20 protein-coding genes, 2 rRNA genes and 1 riboswitch are annotated in these 22,754 nt (G+C 54.1%); all 22 genes read right to left on the bottom strand.

Features of this window, described 5'->3' with window-relative positions:
* Window positions 1–2: 2 nt before the first annotated feature.
* Window positions 3–2,219 carry a DNA helicase PcrA gene (pcrA, locus tag KNP02_RS09900; protein WP_138860015.1) on the bottom strand — a complete coding sequence of 739 codons (2,217 nt, stop codon included), beginning with the start codon at window positions 2,217–2,219 and terminating at the stop codon, window positions 3–5.
* 38 nt (window positions 2,220–2,257) lie between these two features.
* On the bottom strand, window positions 2,258–2,935 hold the full coding sequence (pcrB, locus tag KNP02_RS09895; RefSeq protein ID WP_214708834.1) for a heptaprenylglyceryl phosphate synthase: 678 nt from the start codon (window positions 2,933–2,935) through the stop codon (window positions 2,258–2,260).
* 93 nt (window positions 2,936–3,028) lie between these two features.
* Window positions 3,029–3,265 carry a hypothetical protein gene (locus tag KNP02_RS09890; RefSeq protein WP_131437309.1) on the bottom strand — a complete coding sequence of 79 codons (237 nt, stop codon included), beginning with the start codon at window positions 3,263–3,265 and terminating at the stop codon, window positions 3,029–3,031.
* A 12-nt stretch (window positions 3,266–3,277) separates the two neighbouring features.
* Window positions 3,278–4,660, bottom strand: a complete 1,383-nt coding sequence (locus KNP02_RS09885) for a TrkH family potassium uptake protein (protein WP_052090282.1) — start codon at window positions 4,658–4,660, stop codon at window positions 3,278–3,280.
* A 36-nt stretch (window positions 4,661–4,696) separates the two neighbouring features.
* Entirely contained in the window at window positions 4,697–5,002 is a 306-nt protein-coding gene (locus KNP02_RS09880) for a YerC/YecD family TrpR-related protein (RefSeq protein WP_034781303.1), read from the bottom strand.
* A 68-nt stretch (window positions 5,003–5,070) separates the two neighbouring features.
* The gene (locus KNP02_RS09875) at window positions 5,071–6,813 is read right to left on the bottom strand and encodes an adenine deaminase C-terminal domain-containing protein (protein WP_214708832.1); all 1,743 of its coding nucleotides are present in this window, start codon (window positions 6,811–6,813) and stop codon (window positions 5,071–5,073) included.
* Between the two features lie 188 nt (window positions 6,814–7,001).
* The gene (locus KNP02_RS09870; protein ID WP_353047350.1) at window positions 7,002–9,278 is read right to left on the bottom strand and encodes a putative bifunctional diguanylate cyclase/phosphodiesterase; all 2,277 of its coding nucleotides are present in this window, start codon (window positions 9,276–9,278) and stop codon (window positions 7,002–7,004) included.
* 99 nt (window positions 9,279–9,377) lie between these two features.
* On the bottom strand, window positions 9,378–10,631 hold the full coding sequence (gene purD, locus KNP02_RS09865) for a phosphoribosylamine--glycine ligase (RefSeq protein ID WP_214708828.1): 1,254 nt from the start codon (window positions 10,629–10,631) through the stop codon (window positions 9,378–9,380).
* 13 nt (window positions 10,632–10,644) lie between these two features.
* The gene (purH, locus tag KNP02_RS09860) at window positions 10,645–12,165 is read right to left on the bottom strand and encodes a bifunctional phosphoribosylaminoimidazolecarboxamide formyltransferase/IMP cyclohydrolase (RefSeq protein WP_214708826.1); all 1,521 of its coding nucleotides are present in this window, start codon (window positions 12,163–12,165) and stop codon (window positions 10,645–10,647) included.
* Window positions 12,162–12,740, bottom strand: a complete 579-nt coding sequence (gene purN / locus KNP02_RS09855; protein ID WP_214708824.1) for a phosphoribosylglycinamide formyltransferase — start codon at window positions 12,738–12,740, stop codon at window positions 12,162–12,164. Before purN ends, purH begins: the two co-directional genes overlap by 4 nt.
* Window positions 12,737–13,771 carry a phosphoribosylformylglycinamidine cyclo-ligase gene (gene purM, locus KNP02_RS09850; protein WP_138860024.1) on the bottom strand — a complete coding sequence of 345 codons (1,035 nt, stop codon included), beginning with the start codon at window positions 13,769–13,771 and terminating at the stop codon, window positions 12,737–12,739. The genes purN and purM overlap by 4 nt, the downstream gene beginning before the upstream one ends.
* A gap of 12 nt (window positions 13,772–13,783) precedes the next feature.
* Window positions 13,784–15,193, bottom strand: a complete 1,410-nt coding sequence (gene purF, locus KNP02_RS09845; RefSeq protein ID WP_214708822.1) for an amidophosphoribosyltransferase — start codon at window positions 15,191–15,193, stop codon at window positions 13,784–13,786.
* Window positions 15,169–17,388, bottom strand: a complete 2,220-nt coding sequence (purL, locus tag KNP02_RS09840) for a phosphoribosylformylglycinamidine synthase subunit PurL (protein ID WP_034781321.1) — start codon at window positions 17,386–17,388, stop codon at window positions 15,169–15,171. Before purL ends, purF begins: the two co-directional genes overlap by 25 nt.
* Window positions 17,372–18,052 carry a phosphoribosylformylglycinamidine synthase subunit PurQ gene (purQ, locus tag KNP02_RS09835; RefSeq protein ID WP_214708820.1) on the bottom strand — a complete coding sequence of 227 codons (681 nt, stop codon included), beginning with the start codon at window positions 18,050–18,052 and terminating at the stop codon, window positions 17,372–17,374. The genes purL and purQ overlap by 17 nt, the downstream gene beginning before the upstream one ends.
* Entirely contained in the window at window positions 18,049–18,291 is a 243-nt protein-coding gene (purS, locus tag KNP02_RS09830; protein ID WP_021065194.1) for a phosphoribosylformylglycinamidine synthase subunit PurS, read from the bottom strand. Before purS ends, purQ begins: the two co-directional genes overlap by 4 nt.
* Entirely contained in the window at window positions 18,291–18,992 is a 702-nt protein-coding gene (purC, locus tag KNP02_RS09825) for a phosphoribosylaminoimidazolesuccinocarboxamide synthase (protein ID WP_214708818.1), read from the bottom strand. Before purC ends, purS begins: the two co-directional genes overlap by 1 nt.
* 48 nt (window positions 18,993–19,040) lie before the next feature.
* Complete coding sequence (gene purB, locus KNP02_RS09820) at window positions 19,041–20,333, bottom strand: adenylosuccinate lyase (protein ID WP_214708816.1); 1,293 nt, start codon at window positions 20,331–20,333, stop codon at window positions 19,041–19,043.
* Entirely contained in the window at window positions 20,330–21,424 is a 1,095-nt protein-coding gene (gene purK / locus KNP02_RS09815; RefSeq protein WP_214708814.1) for a 5-(carboxyamino)imidazole ribonucleotide synthase, read from the bottom strand. Before purK ends, purB begins: the two co-directional genes overlap by 4 nt.
* Window positions 21,424–21,912: a 5-(carboxyamino)imidazole ribonucleotide mutase gene (gene purE, locus KNP02_RS09810; RefSeq protein WP_214708812.1), complete on the bottom strand. Its 489-nt coding sequence runs from the start codon at window positions 21,910–21,912 to the stop codon at window positions 21,424–21,426. Before purE ends, purK begins: the two co-directional genes overlap by 1 nt.
* 69 nt (window positions 21,913–21,981) lie before the next feature.
* Window positions 21,982–22,083: riboswitch (purine riboswitch) on the bottom strand.
* A 140-nt stretch (window positions 22,084–22,223) separates the two neighbouring features.
* Window positions 22,224–22,415, bottom strand: a complete 192-nt coding sequence (locus tag KNP02_RS09805) for an NETI motif-containing protein (RefSeq protein WP_034781380.1) — start codon at window positions 22,413–22,415, stop codon at window positions 22,224–22,226.
* An 83-nt stretch (window positions 22,416–22,498) separates the two neighbouring features.
* Window positions 22,499–22,614, bottom strand: a 5S ribosomal RNA gene (rrf, locus tag KNP02_RS09800).
* A gap of 57 nt (window positions 22,615–22,671) precedes the next feature.
* Window positions 22,672–22,754: ribosomal RNA gene (locus KNP02_RS09795) — 23S ribosomal RNA — on the bottom strand; the annotation flags it as partial.

Raw genomic sequence — 22,754 nt, 5'->3', positions numbered from 1 at the left:
CCTCACGCTTTTTCGATTGGGGCAAACTTGGCGAGTAGGCGCTTGATGCCAACGGCCGGGAAGGCGATATCGAGTTCGAGCTGGTCGCCTTCGCCACGAGTCTGTACGACCGTGCCTTGTCCCCATTTTTTATGATTGGCCTTATCCCCGACGTTCCAACCGATTGATTCGGCGCCGGACGACTGGGCGAGTTTTGGTTTCGGTTTCGAACTGAAGCCGTTCACCGGAAGTTTCCCCGGCGACTCGACCGGATTCCATGGCATCGGTTTCTTCGCTTTGCCCGAACGCTCCAAGAGCGTCTCTGGCAACTCGTGCAAGAAGCGCGACTCCGGGTTGTTTTGGAAACGCCCGTACAACATGCGGGACTGGGCCCGCGTCAAATAGAGACGTTTCTCAGCCCGTGTGATCCCGACGTAGGCGAGGCGACGTTCTTCTTCCATCTCTTCCGGATCGTTCAAGGCACGGCTGTGTGGGAACAGCCCTTCTTCCATCCCAATCAAGAAGACGACTGGGAACTCGAGCCCTTTGGCCGAGTGGAGCGTCATGAGCGTCACTTGGTGCAACTCGTCGACTTCTTCGAGCGAATCGAGGTCCGAGACGAGCGTCAAGTCGGTCAGGAAAGCGACGAGCGTTTGTTCATCGCTCTCTTTCTCGAAGTTTTGCGCGACCGAGAGGAACTCTTGCAAGTTCTCGAGGCGGCTCTCGGCTTCAAGCGTCTTCTCGATTTTGAGCATCTCTTCGTAGCCTGACTTCTTCAGCACTTCTTCAATCAATTCGGAAATCGACAAGTAGTCGGCCATTTGACGCAAATCGACCATCAATTGACGGAACTCGGCAAGCTTCGTCGCTGTGCGTGGGGCAATGCCCGACAGTTCGATGTCACGAATCGCTTCCATGAGCGACACACCTTGCATCCCGGCGAAGTCGCCGAGCTTATCGACCGTCGCGGCGCCGATGCCGCGCTTCGGTTCGTTGACGACACGGACGAAGGAGATGTCCTCGTCCGGGTTGGCGATCAAGCGCAAATACGCCAAGATGTCTTTGATTTCTTTTCGTTCATAGAACTTTGTCCCGCCAACCATCTTATACGGGATGTTCGACTTGAGCAGCATCTCTTCAAGTCCACGCGATTGAGCGTTCGTCCGATACAGAACGGCCATTTCGCCGTAATCGACACCCTCTTGGCGGAGTTCTTTCATCTGATTGATGATAAAGAACGCTTCATCCCGGTCATCTGAGGCGACGTGAAGGAGCAGTTTCTCCCCTTCGACGTTCTCGGTCCATAGCTTCTTATCTTTTCGGCTCGAGTTGTTTTGAATGACACCGTTCGCCGCTTCCAAAATCCGTTTCGTCGACCGATAGTTTTGTTCGAGCAAGATGACGTGCGCACTCGGGTAATCTTTCTCAAACGTCAAGATATTGGCGATATCGGCCCCGCGCCAGCGATAGATCGACTGGTCCGAGTCACCGACGACACACAAGTTCTCATGCGCTTGCGCGAGCAGTTTAACGAGCGTATATTGGGCCCGGTTCGTATCTTGATACTCGTCGACGTGGATGTATTGGAACTTCTTCTGATAAAACGCGAGCACGTCCGGCGCTTCTTGGAACAGCTGAATCGCCTTCATGATCAAGTCATCAAAGTCGAGCACGTTGTTTTGCTTCAACTTTTTCTCATACGCCGTATAGACGTCCGAGATGACTTTCTCGTATGGGTTGTTACCGACGAGTCCAGCCGCGTCTTGCGGCGTACGGAGTTCGTTCTTATGGTTCGAGATCATGCCGAGGAGCGTCCGCGGCTCATATTTTTTCGGGTCAAGGTTCAGCTCTTTGAGCACTTGCTTGATTGCCGTCAACTGATCGGACGAGTCGAGAATCGAGAAGTTCCGGTCATAGCGGATGCGATCGATGTCGCGGCGCAAAATCCGGACGCACATCGAGTGGAACGTCGAAATCCAAATATCGTCCGCGACACCGCCGACGAGGCGGGCGATCCGGTCTTTCATCTCGCGGGCCGCTTTATTCGTGAACGTAATCGCGAGAATGTTCCACGGCGCGATCTGTTTCGACGCCATCAAGTAAGCGACGCGATGCGTCAAGACACGTGTTTTCCCAGACCCCGCCCCGGCCATGATGAGCAACGGGCCGTCCGTATATTTGACCGCCTCCGCTTGCGGAGGGTTCATGCCTTTGACTAGTTCTTCACTCAAGTTATACATAATCGTTTCCTTTCTCTAACCAAACATTTGTTCTTATTTTATCGGAGTGCCGCGACAGTCGCAAGCGCTCCTTCGAAATTGTCATAAATCACATTGCCGACGACGATCGTGTCCGCGTATGCGGCCATCGTCTGAGCTGATTCAAAATCGGTGATGCCGCCCCCATAAAACAAGTGGGCGTCCGGCACGGCCAGCCGTAATTCTTGGACGAGTTCGACCGACCCGAACGTGCCGCTATACTCCACATACAAGGAAGGCAGGCGGAACAAGCGATGCCCCGCTTCCGCATAGGCAACCGTCGCCTCGATGGACAGATCGGTCTTCGCCTCGGTCACCTGGGCCACTTTCGCGTCCGGATTCAAGACGATATAGCCTTGCCCGGTCACATCCGCATGAAACAAGTGTCCGTATCGTTCGAACGCCTTTGTTTGATGACCGATGAGCCAGTCGACAGTTCCTGCATTCAGGACGGTCGGAATAAAATAGTGATCGAAGCCTCGAACCACTTGCTCGGGATGGCTCATCTCAAGTGCGAGCGGAATGCCGCACCCTTCGAGTCGGGCATAGAGCGCGAATGTGTTCTCCGCATCGACCCCGTCGGTCCCTCCGATGAGGAAGGCGTCCGTACCGGAGCGGACGAGCGCCGCGAGCACCGAATCATCGAGCGGTTTATTCGGATCTAGTTTAAACACGTGGCGCCACGATTGAAAATCCATTCGGCTTCCCTCCCCTTCGATACCTTCTCTAGTGTAGCGATTTTTCCCGCCACTTGCATCTGTTGAACAAAAAAAGACTTGCCGAGGCAAGTCTCAAGCACGTCTCGCGTGCGTCTTTTGTTCGCGGGCCGTCATCCATTTGGCGACGAGCAGAGCGAACAGCCCGTACACCGGGATGAACCAGAGCGGATTCGCCAAGAAAAAGCCGAGCACGGGAATATCAAGTAGCGGAGAATCCGGTGAGCAGAGCGCCGTTCCGTTCACAACCGCGATGAACGGCAACACCGGGACGGCGAACACGTAACCGAAATTGATCCAAAAAGCTTTCATGTTCTGAGCTCCTTACCCTAAGATGATTGATTCTTTCGGATAGTTGTACATCCGTTTCGGCTGTCTCCGCTGCAAAATCAAGATGAAGGCGATGACACCGATGCGTCCAATGAACATTAAAATGGTGAGCACCCACTTGCCGACGTTACTAAATTCGGACGATAGCCCGACCGACAACCCGGTCGTCCCGAACGCCGAGCACGCTTCGAACAAGATGCGCGTGAGCGATGCGTCTTCGAAGAACGTCAGCACCATGACCCCGGTCAACAGGACGGCCAGAGACACGGTAATGATGACGAACGCTTTCCAAATGTCCTCGAGCACGATCTCACGTCCGAAGATTTTGATGGACGAGTCCCCGCGAATGAACGCGACGACCCCGAGTACGGCGACGGCGAACGTCGTCGTCCGAATCCCCCCACCGACCGAGGACGGTGACGCCCCGATGAACATCAGAATCGACAAGAGCAACATACTGCCTTCCGAGAACAAGTTGACATCAACGGTCGACAACCCCCCGTTTCGCGTCGTCACGGACTGGAACAACGAGTCCGAGAGTGCGAGCCAGAGCGGCAACTCTTTGAACGCGTTGTCATACTCAAACAGGAACAAACCGACGGTCCCGATGGCAATCAAGATGAAAAACGTCGATACCGTCAGTTTTGTGAACAGTGAGAAACGGCGCGGGAAATTCTCGCGCTTCCGAATGATTCGGTTCGTCAAATACGTGCGAATCTCGACGAGGACCGGGAACCCGATGGCACCGCCGGTCATGAGCGCGATTTGGGTGAAGATGACGAACGGGTCTTCCCGGAATGGTGCGAGCGAGCTGCCGGTGATGTCAAAGCCGGCGTTCGTCGTCGCACTGATCGAACCGAACAGGCCTTGCAGGAACGCCTCGCTGGCCGTATCGAAGTAATTTAAGTAATGGACCCCAAGCAACACCGCACCGACCGCTTCAATCGCGATAACGGTGATGACGATCTCGGTGATGTACTTGACGATCCCAGACATCGACGTCTGGTTTTGGTCACGTAAAATCAGCTGGCGCTCGCGAAAACCGATGCGCTTGCCAAGCAAGATCCACATGATGACGTGAAGACTGATCAACCCGACCCCGCTCACTTGAACGATGAACAAGATGATAAATAATCCGAACGTCGAGAACGTATCGGTCACGACGATCGGGGTCAATCCGGTAACGCTGACACAGCTGACCGCGAAAAAGACGAGATCGGTGAACGTGATCGAGACGCCCGGTTGTCGCGCAATCGGTAAAGCGAGCAAAATGACGGCCAACACGACCGCCGCGCTATAAATCAACACGAGTGTCTGGACCGGTGTCAGCTTCCGAAAGAACAGCTGTAAATTTCGCTTCATAAACTTGTCTTGCATCTCGCCCCTCCTCTCCCATCAAAAACAAGATGACTCTTACGAGTCACCTTCTGATTGTTGTAGACGTTCAAGGGCAAGATCATAGCCGCCTGACCCGTAGTTCAAGCAACGCTTGACGCGGGAGATGGTGGCTGTCGAAGCTCCTGTCGCTTCTTCAATTTTATGGTACGTGCTACCTTCACGAATTTGGCGGGCCACTTCTAGCCGTTGGGCGAGCGCCTGCACTTCGTTCACGGTCGCTAAATCTTCAAATAGTTGATAACAATCTTCGAGTGTATCGAGCTTCAAAATCGCCTCAAACAGCTGATCGAGCTCTCGTCCTCGTAATTTATCGAGTTGCATCCGCAAGCATCCTCTCTTCATCGTACTTCTTTATCATTCTAAAGCACGACCGGCTCGGACTCAACTGTTCATCGTAAAATCGCTGGAAATAGTATTTGTTTCTTCATCACTTCGTAAATTCCGAGCGGTGTGGCCCGCACATATGGCAAGTGCGTCGACGCCAAGAACAAGAGCGTATAGATTGGGTCTTCAAACTTGTAACCACGCGTGAGCAGTTCGGACCGCAACCCTTCTTCTTGGACGATCAACTGTTCAATCGGCTCCTTCGACGTCATGCCACAGAGCGGGAGCGGGATTTCCGCGATCACCTCACCGCGGTCGACGAGGACGATGCCGCCGCCAAGTTCCTTCATCCGCTCGAAAGCCGTCAGCATGTCTTGTTTACATTTCCCTAAGATCAAGTAGTCGCCACTAATCGAATACGAGCTGACGAGCCCGCCAAAGTCGTTGGCAAATCCTTTCAGCACCGTGTTGAGACGCCACTTCCCTTCTTTATCAAGCAACATGAGGAACGACTCGTCCCCGTCACGCGGCAATTCGTCTTGACCGGTGTCGTGCGAGATTTTGAACAGTTTCATGATGACCGAGTTGACCATGTCGAGCCCGACAGGCATGCTGAACGACAGATCGTTCGGCGTCAGTTCGATGTCGACGTCCGTCGACGGCATGAGCGCGAGCGCCGCGTCGACGAGCTCGTTCGGGAACAACGATGCCCCGTCCCGGTAAATCCATTGCCCTTTGGCGATGACGGCGGACGGGCGCGGCTCGTCGATCGCATCAAGAATATTCAGATGGGCTATGCGTCCCGGCGCAATCGAACCGAGAACGTGATCGAGCCCAAAGTGTCGCGCCACGTTCAATGACACGATGCGGTACGCCTCAATCGGCGGCAATCCGGCCTCAATCATGATCTTAATAAGCGCGTCTTGCAGCCCGTCTTGATAAAATCCTGGCGTCGACCCGTCTGTCGTGACCATCACATGATCGAACGCCTCGAGTCCGGCGTCGAGCAGACCACGGATGAGTCCCGGAAGGTCAGGACGAATCGAAGAATGACGGAGTGTCGTCGTATAGCCGTGTTCGAGCCGGCAGAGCGCTTCTTCGGCCGTCATCGCTTCATGGTCGCTGTGAACACCCATCAGCGCCATCTTCGTCAACGTCTTCGCCGAGGCACCCGGGAAATGTCCTTCGACCGGGAGCCCGCACGTCTCCGCGTCGAGCATCCACTGCAACATCTCGTCATCGCCTTTCAACGTGCGCGGCCATGCCGTCAATTCACCGGCCATGATGACGTCCGAATGATTGAACCAGTCGTGAATCCGCTCGGAATCGACAAGGACACTTTCCCGGTCGAGCTCGGTCTGTGTATCGAGACGCGCCCACCAATATGTGCTCGTCGGAAGCTGTTGGATCGCATCGAGTTGCGCAAACGCTTGCTCCTTATTTTGTAAAAAAAGAAGCATGTTGTCATTCACGAGCGTAGTCGTCCCCCGCTCGCCTGCATACTTCGACAGCGTCGCCGGATTATAAAGTTGGAATGGATGCGCATGTGGCTCGATATAGCCAGGCACGATATATTTTCCGGATACGTCCACCGTCTCGACGGCCGCTTTCGGTACATCTGGCCCGACATAGACGATCCGGTCATGCTCGATCCAAATATTTGCTTGTTTCCACTGCTTCACGTACATGTTCAAGTACGTGGCATTCGTCAATACGAGCGAAGGTGGCCTGACTTGGCTCACGACTTCTAGTTGTGACCGAATCATCGCTTTAGACCACGGTGCCCGCGCCGATCGTTTTGTTGGCATCGAACCCAATCCTCCCTTAATCGCCTCGCCATTATTATCAGACAATAATTTTGTAAGCGTTTTCTTTCATCTGTTTCAAGTTTACCTTTTCTATGAAAGGGTCGCAAGCTATGTTACCAATTGTAATGAAATTTTCACGGAAATCATAAAAAGAAAGATGCTCCCCGCAGGAAACATCTTAATCGCTCTCAAACTAGAACCGTTTTCTTTAAATAATGCTCGAGTTGGGCAAGCGGAACCGGTTTGCTGTAATGGTAACCTTGGATGAGCGAACTGCTATGTTCGAGCACGAACGCGAGCTGCTCCGGACGCTCCACACCTTCCGTGACGATATTGAGACCGAGTGTATGGAACGTTTGATATAACCCTTCGAGCAATGCCCGATCGAACGTGTTCTCAGGAATCCCTTTGACAAAGTTTTGATCGATTTTAATAATATCGAGTTGAAGCGACTGCAAGAACGAGAGCGACGATGTCCCGACACCAAAGTCATCGAGCGAGATTTTGACGCCGATCGTTTTGAGCGCGTGAATGAACTGCTGAAGCTCATACAGATTCCCGCCGACCTCACTCTCGGTGATTTCGACATGAAGGCGATGAGGGTCAAATCCCGTTTCGGTCAGCACGTGTTCCAATGAAGCTAAAAACGACCCGTCGGCGATTTGGCGTTTCGATACGTTGATCGAAAGGAACAAGTGATGTCGTTCCACATGATCCTTCATCTCCGTGACCGCCTGTACGAGCACCCAGCGTCCCAAGTCCGAGATAAGGCCGAGCTGCTCGGCGACCGGGATGAACAGGCCTGGGGAAATCTGACCTTTGCCCGGATGATTCCAGCGAATGAGCGCCTCGACTCCCCGTACTGCAAACGGCCGTGGCGATACGATCGGCTGATAATACAGTTCAAACTCATCATGTTCGAGGGCATGGCGCAAATCGCGTTCCATCTCGAGCGTCTGTAAATAATGGCTCCCGTCCTCGATTTCTTGGAACGTCAAGACACGGTTCTTCCCTGACAGTTTCGCCTCGTGAATGACCACGTCGAGCCGCCCCATCATGACCTCATACGTGTGTTGCGGCTCGGTATAGGTGAACACATCGATGCCGATTGTCGCCGCCATCCCTTTCACACCGTTGACATGGGCCCAGTCCTTCAAGTCTTTCGTCAAGTGCCGGGCGACCGGTTGGAGCTGGTCAAGTGTCCAGCCCGGATGGACGAGCATGAACTCATCGGCACCGATGCGAGCGACGAACCCGTCTTCTTTATAGAAGTTGAGCCGTGAGGCGAGATAGATGAGAACAGAATCACCCGTCCGATGTCCGTATTGGTCGTTGATTCGTCGGAAGTCATCCAAATCCAATCCGAGCACTCCGATCCGTTCCTGCTTTCCACGCACGGTCGAGAAATAATCTTCTAGCGCGAGCCGGTTCGGAAGAAGCGTCAATGCGTCTCGGAACGCCCGGTCGATCACTTCGGCGCGCGTATCTTCGAGTGCCGCGAGCACCTCGTTCATGCTCGTCGCCATCTGTTCGATTTCGTCGTGGCTGTGCGCGTCCCGACTGAGACGGAGTCGGCTGTCCCGCTCGAGTGTGATGATCTTAAACTCACTCACGATCTCCATCAGCCTCCGAATCACGACCCGGTGAATCGTCCATAACAAAGAGAAGAACAGACCGAACCCGAGGATGACGAGCGCGAGCATGCCGAGCCGCAACATCGTGACCGTATTTTCGTAGTGCGTTTGCGCGACGGTGAACCCGACTTCATAATCGGATTGCTGAAACACCGTGTCGAGTGGGATCACCACATCGGTCCCGTCCGTCCCGCTCTTGATGATTGTCTCTTCTCGACGAACCGGCTGAATCGTCAATGGTATCTTCGTTTGGGCACTTATATCTGCCATGACCGTCGAATCGACGAACTCGAGCATGATGAGCGTTCCTTGGCGTGGTCCACTACTGTCACGTCGTAGAATCGGATGACTGACATATAACGTCGGGCCAAAATCACTCGCGTATACGCCGTTCTGTGCATCGCTCCGATTGGTCAAGCGAGAGGTAACCGCCCGGATAATCGCTTGTTGGTCGGCTTTCGACAATGACATATCTGTCGAACGAAACGCCGAGTAGAAAGCCTCCCCCTCGTTGTCCAAATAGACCATAGCGTTGACGCTCAAGTTCTCGAGCGACTGTTCACTGATGTTATTTTTGATATAAGCGGCATTTCGTCGCTGCACGAACGTGTACGTATCATTCCAGACAGCCCAGTCGATGAGTGTGCGCTCGAGTGTGCTCTTCCGATTGGCGAGTGTCTCAGATACGCTCGCGATTTGACTCTCGACCGTTTGACGATCTTGCTCCATGCTTTTCTCGATGAAATAGGGTCGTACCCCAAAAAAGATGACACCGACAAACACAATTATATTCACGGCCACCGCAATCATGAGCTTCGTCCGAATGCGCACGTCGACCACCTTCTTCCTTCAATCTACTCCATTATTGTAGAGCAGGAAGTACGGATTCCCTTCTTTTCGCATGAAAAAAAGGACGGGTTGACCCATCCTTTAAAAAATCTGAGCCAACGCCCGCCCTCCGATATCACGCCGGTAAAACGTCTGTGGCAAATCAAGTTGTTCGAGTGCCGTATAGACGGCCGTCTTCGCTTCAAGCAACGTCGGTTTCGTCGACGTGAGGACGAACAATCGCCCCCCGTTACCGATGATGTGGGTCCCGTCCCGGGTCGTCCCCGCATGGAACACGAGCACATCATCTCGTAAGTCACCGAAGCCTGACAGTATCTGCCCGGTCGTCGCTCGATCAGGATAGCCTTCTGCCGCGACGACGACTCCAATCGTATAGCCTTCTACCCATTCAATCGGATACGGTTTTTGGTCCACGACCGCCTCGATGACGCCGAGGAGAGGAGATGCCAAGTTCGGGAGAATGACCTCGGTCTCGGGATCGCCAAATCGAGCGTTGAACTCGATCACTTTCGGGCCATCCGCCGTCAAGATGAGGCCCGCATACAAGAACCCTTCGAACGGTGTGCCCCGCTCGACCATCGTCCGCGCCAGCGGGAAGAGCACACGTTCGACCGCCTCTTGATACACAGCATCATCCAAGTGAGGCATCGGACTGTAGGCGCCCATACCGCCCGTATTCGGTCCTGCGTCTCCGTCATAGGCACGCTTATGATCTTGTGACGTGATCATCGGGATAACGTGCTCCCCTGACACGAACGCCATGAGCGAGAACTCTTCTCCATCCAAAAACTCTTCGATGACGACACGTGATTGGTCCCCGAACTTATCGGTATCGAAAATGTCATGGATGGCTGCTTTCGCCTCTTCAAGTGTGAACGCGACGGTCACCCCTTTACCGGCGGCGAGTCCATCCGCTTTGACGACGAGTGGTGCTTCGAGTTGATCGATCTGTCGGAGCGCTGACTCGGCATCGGTGAACGTGTCGTACCCTGCGGTCGGGATATTGGCTTCGCGCATCACTTCTTTCGCAAACGCTTTACTGCCTTCAAGCAACGCCGCCGCCTTCGTCGGTCCGAAGATTTTTTGTCCATGAGCTTGAAACACATCGACGACACCGGCCATGAGGGCCGACTCTGGACCAACGATCGTCCAGTCAACCGCCTCGCGCTTTGCAAACTCGACGAGGCCAGAGACATCTGTCTCTTCGATTGGTACACACGTCACGTCGCCCATATTAAGATTACCCGGAGCGACGAACACCTCATGTCCGTCTTGTCTCAACTTCCAAGCGAGCGCGTGCTCACGCCCGCCGCGTCCAATGACGAGTACGTTCATCTTATCGCTCCTCTCAATGTTTGAAGTGTCGAACTGACGTGAACACCATCGTGATTCCGTGACGGTTCGCCGCTTCAATCGACTCCTCGTCACGAATTGATCCGCCTGGTTGAATGATGGCCGTGATCCCGGCTGCGGCTGCGGCTTCGACCGTGTCCCCCATCGGGAAGAATGCATCGCTACCGAGCGCGGCACCCGTAGCACGTTCACCTGCTTGTTCGAAAGCGATTTTCGCCGCGCCGACGCGGTTCATCTGTCCCGCTCCGATGCCGATTGTCGTCTCGTCTTTGGCGACGACGATGGCGTTTGATTTCACGTGTTTAACGACACGCCACGCAAGTTTCAAGTCTTCCCATTCAGACGCCGTCGGGCGACGGTCGGTCACGATTTGGCATGACGCATCATCGATTGTGACGTCGTCCCCATCTTGTACGAGGAGACCGCCCGCGACGGCTGTCAAGCGCATCCCTGTCATCTGGCCCATATCGAGCGTCAATAACCGAAGATTCTTTTTCTCTTTCAATCGGTCAAGTGCTGCCTCGCTAAAGGATGGCGCGATGATGATTTCTAGGAAGATGTTACGGAGGGCCTCTGCCGTTTCCACATCGACTTCACGGTTCAAGGCGACGATGCCCCCAAAAATCGAGACCGGATCGGCCGCATGGGCTCTTGAGAACGCTTGGCTGATTGTCTGTCCGACAGCGACACCACATGGGTTCATATGTTTGACGACGACCGCTGCCGGCTCCGTCAATTCGCTGAGCGCCTCGAGCGCCGCGTTCGTATCTTGGATATTGTTATATGAGAGTTCTTTGCCATGGAGCTGCTCCGCGTTCGCGAGCGTCACCCCGTGATAGAGCGGCGTCTTATAAAACGCTGCCTGCTGGTGCGGGTTTTCCCCGTAACGGAGGTCTTGTACTTTCTCATACGTGACCGTGAGCTGTTCCGGGAACGTCTCGCCGATCTGCTGCCCTAAATAGTCGGCAATCAAGGCGTCATACGCCGCCGTGTGACGGAACGCTTTTGTGGCAAGACGTTGACGTGTTTCGAACGTCGTCCCGCCGGCACGAACCGCTTCGGCCACATGACCGTAGTCGGCCGGGTCAACGACGACCGTCACGCTGGCATGGTTTTTCGCGGCCGAACGGAGCATGCTCGGTCCGCCGATATCGATATTCTCAATCGCTTCATCATACGTCGCGTTCTCTTTCGCAATCGTTTCTTTGAACGGGTACAAGTTGACGACGACATAGTCGATTGGCTCGATGTCGTGGTCTTTCATCTGTTCGACGTGCGAATCTAAATCGCGGCGTCCGAGAAGTCCGCCATGTACGAGCGGATGGAGCGTCTTCACGCGACCGTCGAGCATCTCTGGGAACGATGTCACTTCCGAGATATTTTTTACGGGAAGACCGGCCGCGATGAGCGCCGCTTCCGTCCCGCCTGTCGAAATGAGTTCGATGCCCGCTTCATGCAACGCCTGCGCGAGCTCGACGATTCCTGTTTTATCTGACACACTCAGTAATGCTCTCACTTGAAAACCTCCTGTTGGATAAACACTTGTTGTAGTACGCGCGGATAGAGCTGATGCTCGACCGCTTGGATGCGTCTTGCCGCTTCGGCCGCATCACAGCCTGCGATGGCGACGTCTTGTTGGGCGATGATTGGTCCCGTATCCATCCCGGCATCGACGTAATGGACGGTCACACCGCTCGTCGGCACGTTCGCCGCGAGCGCCTGACCGATGGCGTCTTTTCCTGGGAACGCCGGTAAGAGCGACGGATGGATGTTGATAATATGGTTCGGATATGCTGACAGCAATACGTCCCCAATCAACCGCATATACCCGGCCAAGACGATATAATCGGCGCCGAGCGTCTGTAACAAGACGAGAATCTCTTGTTCGAATTCCGCTTTTGACGCATATGCCTTCGGTTCGAACGAGAAGCTCGCGATGTTGAACCGATCCGCCCGCTCGAGTACTTTCGCTTCTGGTTTGTCCGTGACGAGCAGGACACATTCCCCTGACAAGTCGCCTCGGTCGATGGCTTGCCAAATCGCTTCGGCGTTGCTACCGGACCCGGAGGCGAAGATGGCAAACTTTTTCACTGGTCGACCCCCATGATGCGGACGCCCGGTTTGGCATCAACTTTCCCGATACGGTGCGACGTCTCTCCGGCGCGTTCGAGTGCGGCTTCGACGACTTCGACGTCTTCAGGCCGGACCGTGATCATGAAGCCGATGCCCATATTGAATACGTTGAACATCTCTTGTTTCGAGACGTGCCCGACTTGCTCGAGCCAGTCGAACACGGGCAGACTCGGCCAATTCGATGCGTCGAACGTGACACCGAGACCTTCCGGCAACATGCGTGGCACGTTCTCGTAAAAACCGCCGCCCGTGATGTGGGCCATGCCTTGGACACGCCCCGTCGCGATGGCCGCTTTCGCCGCCTCGGAATAGATGCGTGTCGGCAACAAAAGGGCGTTCCCGAGCGTCGTATCGAGCATGGCGATCTCATCAGTGTAGGCGAGCCCTTGCGACTCGACGATATGGCGGACGAGCGAGAATCCGTTCGAATGGACACCTGATGATGCTAAACCTAGGACGATGTCCCCCGCTTCGATTGTCCGTCCATCGATCAGTGCTTCCTTCTCGACGACACCGACGGCGAATCCAGCGATATCGTACTCGCCGTCCGGATACATACCCGGCATCTCGGCCGTCTCGCCTCCGACGAGGGCACAGCCCGCTTGGACGCAACCTTCGGCGACCCCTGCGACGATGCGCTCAAGTTTGGCCGGTTCTGCCTTGCCGGTCGCGATATAGTCTAAGAAATAAAGCGGTTCGGCCCCGTGGACGAGACAGTCGTTGACACACATCGCCACACAGTCAATTCCAATCGTATCATGTTGGTCGAGCGCGAACGCGAGTTTGAGTTTCGTGCCGACCCCATCCGTTCCGCTGACGAGAATCGGATGTTTCAACTGCATCGAGCCAAGGTCGATCATCGCCCCGAAACTGCCGAGCCCGGTCATCACTTCTGGACGCATCGTCCGTGCAACGTGACGCTTCATGCGTGATACTGCTTCATAGCCTGCTTCTAAATTCACACCCGCTTGTTCATATCTTAAACTCATCGTCAGTCCCCCTCAAGCTTTTGTCTCTGTTACAAGTCTCGCCAGTTCAGTTGGATAAAGTCCGGTGAAGCAAGCGGCACACTGCCCGCGCAAGTTCCCTTCGAACGGTCGGTCGATCGCTTCGACCGTTCCGTCCAATGTGAGGAACGCCAGTGAATCGGCCCCAATCTCTTCTTTAATCTCTTCGATGGATTTGGTGGCCGCAATCAACTCTTCCTTTGATGATGTATCGATGCCGTAATAGCACGGATGCTTGATTGGTGGTGACGTGATGCGAACATGCACCTCAGTCGCCCCGGCTTCACGGAGCAACTTGACGATCCGTCTGCTCGTCGTACCGCGGACGATCGAATCGTCGACCATGATGACCCGTTTTCCGTTCACGACGCCTCGAAGCGCCGACAGCTTCATCTTGACACCGCGCTCCCGTAGTTCTTGCGACGGCTGAATGAACGTCCGGCCAACATAGCGGTTTTTAATGAGTCCCATCTCGTACGGAATCCCGCTCGCCTCGGCGTAACCGATGGCCGCCGAAATGCTCGAGTCCGGGACGCCGGTGACGACGTCCGCTTCGACCGGTGCCTCGTCAAACATCTTCTTCCCCATCGCCTTACGGGCCGTATGCACGTTGACGCCATCGATGATCGAGTCCGGCCGCGAGAAGTAGATGTATTCCATTGAACACATCGCGCGGACCGATGCCTCGCTGTACCGCTCCGACACGATCCCGTCTTGCGTGATCATGAGGAGTTCCCCTGGCTCGACATCGCGTACGTACGTCGCCCCCACGACGTCAAACGCACATGTCTCTGAGGCGAATACGTAAGCTCCATCCTCGGTCTGGCCGAGCGAGAGCGGGCGCAAGCCGTGAACGTCGACGCCGACGTAGAGCGCGTCTTCCGTCAAGAAGAGGAAGGCGAATGCGCCGACGAGACGGGCCAAGCTATCTGCAATCCGCTCTTTCATCGAGTTGCCGCGGCTTCGTTTAATCAAGTGGGCGACGACTTCCGTATCGGACGTCGTCTGAAAAATCGCACCTTCCGTTTCGAGCATATGTTTCAACTCGTTGGCGTTGACGAGGTTACCGTTATGCGCCATCGCCAAGTCGCCCGTAAGCGACTTGAAGTGGAGCGGTTGGACGTTCTCGAGCGTGTTGCCGCCTGCCGTCGAATAACGGACATGACCGATGGCGTGATGCCCGGTCAATGCGTCGAGCGACGGTTCGTCGAACACTTCAGCGACGAGGCCAAGCCCGCGTTTGGCGTGCAAGCGCTCGCCGTCAGCCGTGACGATGCCTGTCCCTTCTTGTCCCCGGTGTTGCAGGCTGTGGAGGCCGTAGTAGGCGAGGTGTGACGCTTCGTGGTGATTAAAAACCCCGAATACCCCGCACTCCTCGTTCATGCCTCGGATGTCATATAACATGGAATAGCTCCTTCCCATACCCGTTCAAGTTCCGTGACGTCCATTTCGATGAGACGGTCGCTCGCACGGACCGTCAATTGTGGCGTGTCTGTCACCTGTCCGATGCGTGTCGCCTTCGTCAACTTCGCGAACGCATCAGCCTGATGTGGCGCGACTGTGACGAGGAACCGTGACTGTGATTCGCTGAAAAGTGTCGTCACGAGATCTGCGTCGACTGTGACATCTGCGCCGAAGCCCGTGCCGAACACGAGCTCAGGGAGTGCCGCGGCGAGTCCGCCTTCCGATACGTCGTGGGCCGCTGTGACAAGACCTTCCCGAATCGCCGTAAGCAATACTTGTTGCTGACGGCTCTCTGTCTCGAGGTCAAGCATCGGCGCCTGTCCGCTCACTTTACCGTCTTGCAGCATTTGAAGCGCACTGCCACCGAACTCAGGTTTCGTCTCTCCGAGCAAGAAGATGATGTCGCCTGCTGCTTTCGCGAACGACGTCGTGATATGTTCCGGCTTGTCGATCAAGCCGACCATGCCGACGACCGGCGTCGGATAAATCGCCGTCCCGTTCGACTCATTGTAAAGCGAAACGTTCCCACCGATGACTGGTGTGTCGAGGGCACGGCACGCTTCGGCCATCCCTTCGACAGCTTGATCGAGCTGCCAAAACCCTTCTGGCTTGTCCGGGCTACCGAAGTTCAAGCAGTCCGTGAGGGCGAGCGGTGTGGCGCCGCTGGCAACGATGTTGCGCGCTGCCTCTGCGACCGCAATCGCACCACCGACACGTGGGTCGAGGTACACGTATTTGGCGTTGCAGTCCGTCGTCATCGCGAGTGCTTTGTCTGTGTCGCGAATGCGGATGACGGCCGCATCACTTCCTGGGGCGACGACGGTCGACGTTTGGACCATATGGTCGTATTGCTCATACACCCAACGTTTCGAGGCGATTGTCGGCATGGCGAGCACGTCTTTCCATGTCGAGAGGACGTCCGAGACAATCGGTTGGATTGGTGTCATCGCTTGGAACGTTTCATAGTACGCCGGTACTTTCGACGGCTTATGGTAGACCGGTGCGTCTTCTGCGAGCGCATCGACTGGTACTTCGGCCGCGACTTCCCCGTGATGGAGCAGGCGGAGCACTTTGTCTTCGATGACTTCACCGACTTTGATCGCATGAAGTCCCCACTTCGTGACAATCGCTTCGATCTCATCTTCATGTCCTGCCTTGACGACGAGGAGCATCCGCTCTTGTGACTCCGACAACATCATCTCGTAAGGCGTCATGTCGGCCTCACGTTGTGGGACGAGGTCGAGGTTCATCTCGATGCCCATGCCTGCCTTCGATGCCATCTCGGCCGAAGACGACGTGAGACCGGCTGCTCCCATGTCCTGGATGCCGACGAGGGCCGGGTGCTTGATGACTTCCAAGCACGCCTCAATCAACAGTTTCTCCATGAACGGGTCACCGACTTGGACGGCCGGGCGTTTCTCGTCCGCATCCTCACCGAGTTCTTCCGAGGCGAACGTCGCCCCGTGAATGCCGTCGCGTCCTGTCGTCGCCCCGACATACATCACTGAGTTACCGACGCCTTCGGCAATACCTTTTTGAATGTCTTCATGGCGGATGAGCCCGACACACATCGCGTTGACGAGCGGGTTACCCGCATAGGCCGGGTCGAACGCGACTTCCCCACCTACCGTTGGGATACCGACACAGTTGCCGTACCCGGCGATGCCTGAGACGACGTGGCCGAAGAGATGTTTCACACGTGATTCGTTCAAATCTCCGAAGCGGAGCGAGTTAAGGAGTGCGACCGGTCGCGCGCCCATCGAGAAGATGTCACGGATAATCCCGCCGACACCTGTCGCCGCACCTTGGTACGGCTCAATCGCCGACGGATGGTTATGGCTCTCGATTTTGAAAGCGACGGCCTGGCCATCGCCGATATCGACGATGCCAGCACCTTCCCCAGGTCCTTGAAGGACATGTTTCCCGGTTGTCGGGAATTTCCGGAGGACAGGCTTCGAGTTTTTGTACGAACAGTGTTCAGACCACATGACCGAGAATAACCCGATCTCGGTGTAGTTCGGCTCACGACCGAGCAGTGAGACGACGAGCGCGTATTCCTCATCGGTCAATCCCATCGTGGCGTAAAGTCGCTCTTCACGGATGTGTGTTGCTGTCGGTTCAGTTGTAAGTAGCATGTCGAGTCCCCCATTTCACCATCGAAGTGAATAATCGTTTGCCGTCTTCCCCGCCGAGCAATGCTTCGACCGCTCGCTCCGGGTGCGGCATCATTCCGAGTACGTTGCCTTGTGCGTTCGTGATCCCTGCAATATTCGCGACCGATCCATTCGGGTTGTCGGTATATGTGAAGGCGATCTGCCCATTGCTACGAAGCGTCTCAAGCGTCGCCTCGTCACAGTAGTAGTTGCCTTCCCCGTGCGCGATCGGGACTTGGATCGTTTCCCCGAGTGCATAATCGTTCGTGAACATCGTCTCGTTCGTCTCGATTTTCAATTCGACCGTCTTGCACATGAACTTCAAATCACGGTTACGCATCAATACGCCCGGTAGGAGTCCTGCTTCGACGAGCACTTGGAAACCGTTGCAGACGCCGAGTACCGGACGCCCTTCTTCTGCGAACCGTTTGACTTCACTCATAATCGGTGAGAACTGGGCGATGGCGCCGCAGCGCAAGTAATCCCCATATGAGAATCCGCCTGGCAGGAGCACACCGTCGTAACCGTCAAGCGACGTTTCCGTATGGAACACATAGTCCGCTTCTTCGCCGAGGACATCTTTTACAGCGTGATACATGTCGAGGTCACAGTTTGATCCCGGGAAGACGATGACAGCGAATTTCATGCGAGTACCCCCATCTCGATTCGATAGTTCTCGATGACCGTGTTGACGAGCAACTTCTCACACATGTCACGCACCATCGCTTCGGTAGTCTCATCGGCGACTTGAAGCTCGATCACTTTCCCGATGCGTACTGATTCAACGCCTGTAAAGCCGAGATGTTCGAGTCCGCCTTTGACGGCGACGCCTTGTGGATCGAGTACACTTTCACGTAATGTCACGTACACGTTTACTTTTTTCATCAGTTCATTCCCCCTATGCGTGTTAACAACTGGCTATACGTGTCTGTCAGAGATCCGAGGTCTCTGCGGAAAACATCTTTATCGAGCTTTTGTTTTGTTTCTTTGTCCCAGAGTCGGCACGTGTCCGGCGAAATCTCATCGGCGAGGATGATCGTACCGTCGACTTTACCGAACTCGAGTTTGAAATCGATCAAATCAATGCCATGATCATTAAAGAAATCGAGCAATACATCGTTGACCCATAGGCCGAGTTGTCGCAATGTTTCGACTTCTTTGTTTGTGGCAACTTGCAGTAAACGGATATGGTCCTCTGTTAAGAGTGGATCTCCGAGTGCGTCATCTTTATAGTAGAACTCGACGATTGGTGACAGGAGCGGTGTCCCTTCTTCCCAACCGAGTCGTTTGGCAAGGCTTCCGGCGGCGATGTTACGCACGACGACCTCAAGCGGGATGATGTCGACACGGCGCACGAGCTGCTCGCGATCCGATAGTCGCTTAATGAAATGCGTCGGAATCTTGTTATCGTGCATGAGTTCGAACAAGCGCGTCGTGATAGCATTGTTCAACACGCCTTTGCCGGCGATTGATTCTTTCTTCTCCCCGTTAAATGCTGTCGCGTCGTCTTTATAATAGACGCGGAGCACACCCTGTTCTTCTGTCTCGAATAACGCTTTTGCCTTACCTTCGTAAATTGCTTCCATCTGTATCGTCCCCCTTAAAAGTGAGAGGGGCATGACGCCCCTCAACGATCACAAACCACAGCGTTCAAAAATGACATCGACACGGCGCACGTGATGGCTCGGGTCGAATAGGTCGTCGAGCTCGTCACTCGTAAAGAGCGCGCCCATCTCGGCGTCTCGTTCAATCAAAGTGCGGAACATCGTCTCTTCTTCCCACGCCTGCATCGCCTTCGGTTGAACGGCGTCATACGCTGCTTCGCGCGACCATCCTTTTTCGATCAAGGCGAGCAAGATGCGTTGGGAGAAAATGATGCCAAACGTCCGATCCATGTTCCGACGCATATTGTCCGGGAAGACCGTCAAGTTCTTCACGATATTGCCAAAGCGGTTCAACATGTAGTTGAGGAGACTCGTCGCATCCGGAAGAATGATCCGTTCGGCTGAAGAGTGTGAGATGTCACGTTCATGCCAGAGTGGGACGTTCTCATACGCCGTCACCATATGACCGCGAATGACACGGGCCAGGCCGGTCATGTTCTCTGAACCGATTGGGTTGCGTTTATGCGGCATCGCTGACGACCCTTTTTGTCCTTTGGCGAAGAATTCTTCGACCTCACGTGTCTCTGTCTTTTGGAGGCCGCGAATCTCTGTCGCCATCTTCTCGATTGATGTGGCAATCAATGCGAGTGTCGACATGTATTCGGCGTGACGGTCACGTTGCAACGTCTGTGTCGAAATCGGTGCCGCTTGAATCCCTAATTTGTCACATACATACGACTCGATGAACGGATCGATGTTTGCGAACGTGCCGACCGCACCACTCATCTTGCCGAACTCAATCGTCTCACGGGCTGCCATGAACCGCTTCTTGTTTCGCTTCATTTCTTCGTACCAAAGGGCGAGTTTCAATCCGAACGTCGTCGGTTCTGCGTGAACACCGTGTGTACGGCCCATCATGATGTCATACTTATGTGCTTTCGCTTTCTCAGCGAGGATCTCGATGAAGCGGTCGATGTCAGCTTCTAAAATATCGTTTGCTTGCTTAATCAAGTACGATAAGGCCGTATCGACGACGTCTGTCGAAGTCAGTCCGTAATGCACCCACTTCTTCTCTTCTCCAAGCGTCTCTGAGACGGCACGTGTGAAGGCGATAACGTCATGGTGCGTCTCTTGCTCGATCTCCAAGATGCGTTCGACATCAAACGATGCTTTGTCCCACAGGACCGCGACATCTTCTTTTGGAATGACGCCTAGCTCGCTCCACGCCTCACATGCGTAAAGTTCTACTTGAAGCCATGCCTCAAATTTGTTTTGGTCTGTCCAAATCGCCGCCATCTCGGGACGGGTATAACGTGAAATCATAAAACGGTCTCCTTCCAGATTGCCAATTGTTCGATGGTCTGAAGCGCTTCTTCGACGGAATCGGCGAGCACGTTCAAGTGCCCCATCTTCCGACCAGTCTTCGCTTCTTCTTTTCCATACAAATGTAGTTTAACATTCGACGGTAACGTTTGCGGATTCAGCTCATCCATATGTTCGCCTAACAGGTTAACCATCACGACCGGGGTGTGGAGTGCCGTACGACCGAGCTTCATACCAGTGATTGCCCGTACATGTTGCTCGAACTGGGACGTCTCACAGGCGTCAATCGTGTAATGCCCTGAATTGTGGGGACGGGGAGCAAGTTCATTCACATACAAGGAACCATCCTCCATGATGAACAGTTCAACCGCAAGCGTTCCAATCAATCCGATGTGGTCAGCGAGTTGAAGGGCCAAATGCCGAGCCTCTTCCAAAATGTCTTGTTCCACTCGTGCTGGCACTATCGATAAGTGTAAAATATTTTGATGATGAATATTCTCGCTGATCGGGAACGTTGTCGTCGCGTGAGCCCCTCTCGTTACGATGACCGAAATTTCTTTTTTAAAAGGCAGCCAAGCTTCGGCCACGTACTCCGTCTCTTCGAACTGATCCGTAAATGTGCGAACATCTTGCTCCGTCCGCAAGACCGTTTGACCTTTTCCGTCATATCCGAATCGGCACGTCTTGATGACGAATGGGAGGCCTAACACGTCTCTTGCTCGAGTGACGTCTCGGAGGGAACGAACTGGAACATATGGAGCGACGTGAAGGCCCGCACCTTCAATCATTTGCTTCTCATAGAGCCGATGCTGTGTCGCCTTTAAGACATCCATCCCTTGCGGACACTTGTCAGCGATAGCTTCAATCATCGCTGTATCGATGTTTTCGAATTCATATGTGATGACGTCTGAACGCTGAGCCAGTTCACGAGCTGCTGTTACGTCGTCAAATGTAGCCACGATGCTTGGCGCGACTTGAGCGGCCGGTGCGTTTGGGTTTGGATCAAGACTTAGCGTTTCGTATCCCATAGCACTCGCGCTGAGTGACATCATCCGACCTAGCTGGCCTCCGCCTAAAATTCCGATTCTCATCAAATCAGCTCCTCTGTCGCTTTGAGTGCCACATCTCGTTTCACTTGGCGGTAAACCTCGAGACGGTCAATCAATTCAGAAGATTGGAGGCTCAAGATTTGCGCCGCGAGAAGACCTGCGTTCGTCGCCCCAGCTCGACCGATGGCGACGGTTGCGACCGGTACACCTGCAGGCATTTGAACAATCGAGAGCAATGAATCAAGTCCGTTTAACGCCTTCGATTGTACTGGTACCCCGATGACGGGTAATGTGGTCTTTGCAGCGACCATACCTGGTAAGTGAGCTGCGCCTCCCGCTCCAGCGATAATGACCTGTATGCCCCTTGCCCGAGCTCCCTCAGCGTAGTCGAACATTAAGTCCGGCGTCCGATGCGCCGAGACAACTTGTTTTTCATATGGAATACTCAACTCTTCAAGGATCTCACAAGCATGGCTCATTGTTTCCCAATCGGAAGAACTACCCATGATCACACCTACTGTTGCCTTCACTTAAATGTCCCCCTTAAAAAAAGAAATCCCTAAACCGAATAACCAGTTTAGGGTATAGACCACGACAAAAAAATGTCGACTATACCCCATAGTCTGATCAGAGTCGGCGATCAGGTAGAAACTTGCGAGCCATTTCCTCGCGATTATATGGAGCACTATTTAATTTGTTCTTAACTCACACGCCTATCGTACCTTGTTCATTCAAAACATGTCAACAAACGGCGAACAATTTAATTATCTGAATATTCATCGTTCGTCTTTAGGTTCATTAAAATACAAAAAAACCGCCACTCATTCGTGACGGTTTGGCATTATGGTTTGAGAGCAACGCACTCAAATAAAATCGACTGATGGGAATGTACAGGTTCGTCTTTGGTTCCCGTTTGTTCAAAGACAGGCTTCTCAATCCTACGTACCGGGCGATACCCCATTTGAGCAATTCGATTTAAACACTCATCGATTGTCTCGTTTGGCTCGACGTATACTTTGATTTTTTTGGCCATCTGTTCTTCCTCTCTTTCATTTGAATCGCGATATAAATAAAAAAAGCGGCGGCCCTTGAGCGAATGCTCCAGAACCACCGTTTGCCTGGCGACGTCCTATCCTCACAGGGGGAGACCCCCAACTACTTTCGGCGCTGAAGTGCTTAACTTCCGTGTTCGGCATGGGAACGGGTGTGACCACTTCGCCATCGCCACCAGACAAGAGAGATCGTTCTCTCAAAACTGAAGACTCATCAATTCATACAAACCGTTAGACTAGATCAAAGCCTCGACCGATTAGTATCATTCAGCTCCACACGTCGCCGTGCTTCCACCCATGACCTATCTACCTCATCGTCT

This window comes from Exiguobacterium sp. s40 (assembly GCF_018617905.1).
Lineage (GTDB): Bacteria > Bacillota > Bacilli > Exiguobacteriales > Exiguobacteriaceae > Exiguobacterium > Exiguobacterium mexicanum_A.
Note: the sequence above shows the minus strand (reverse complement) of the source record. Positions and strands in the feature narration are given on the sequence as shown.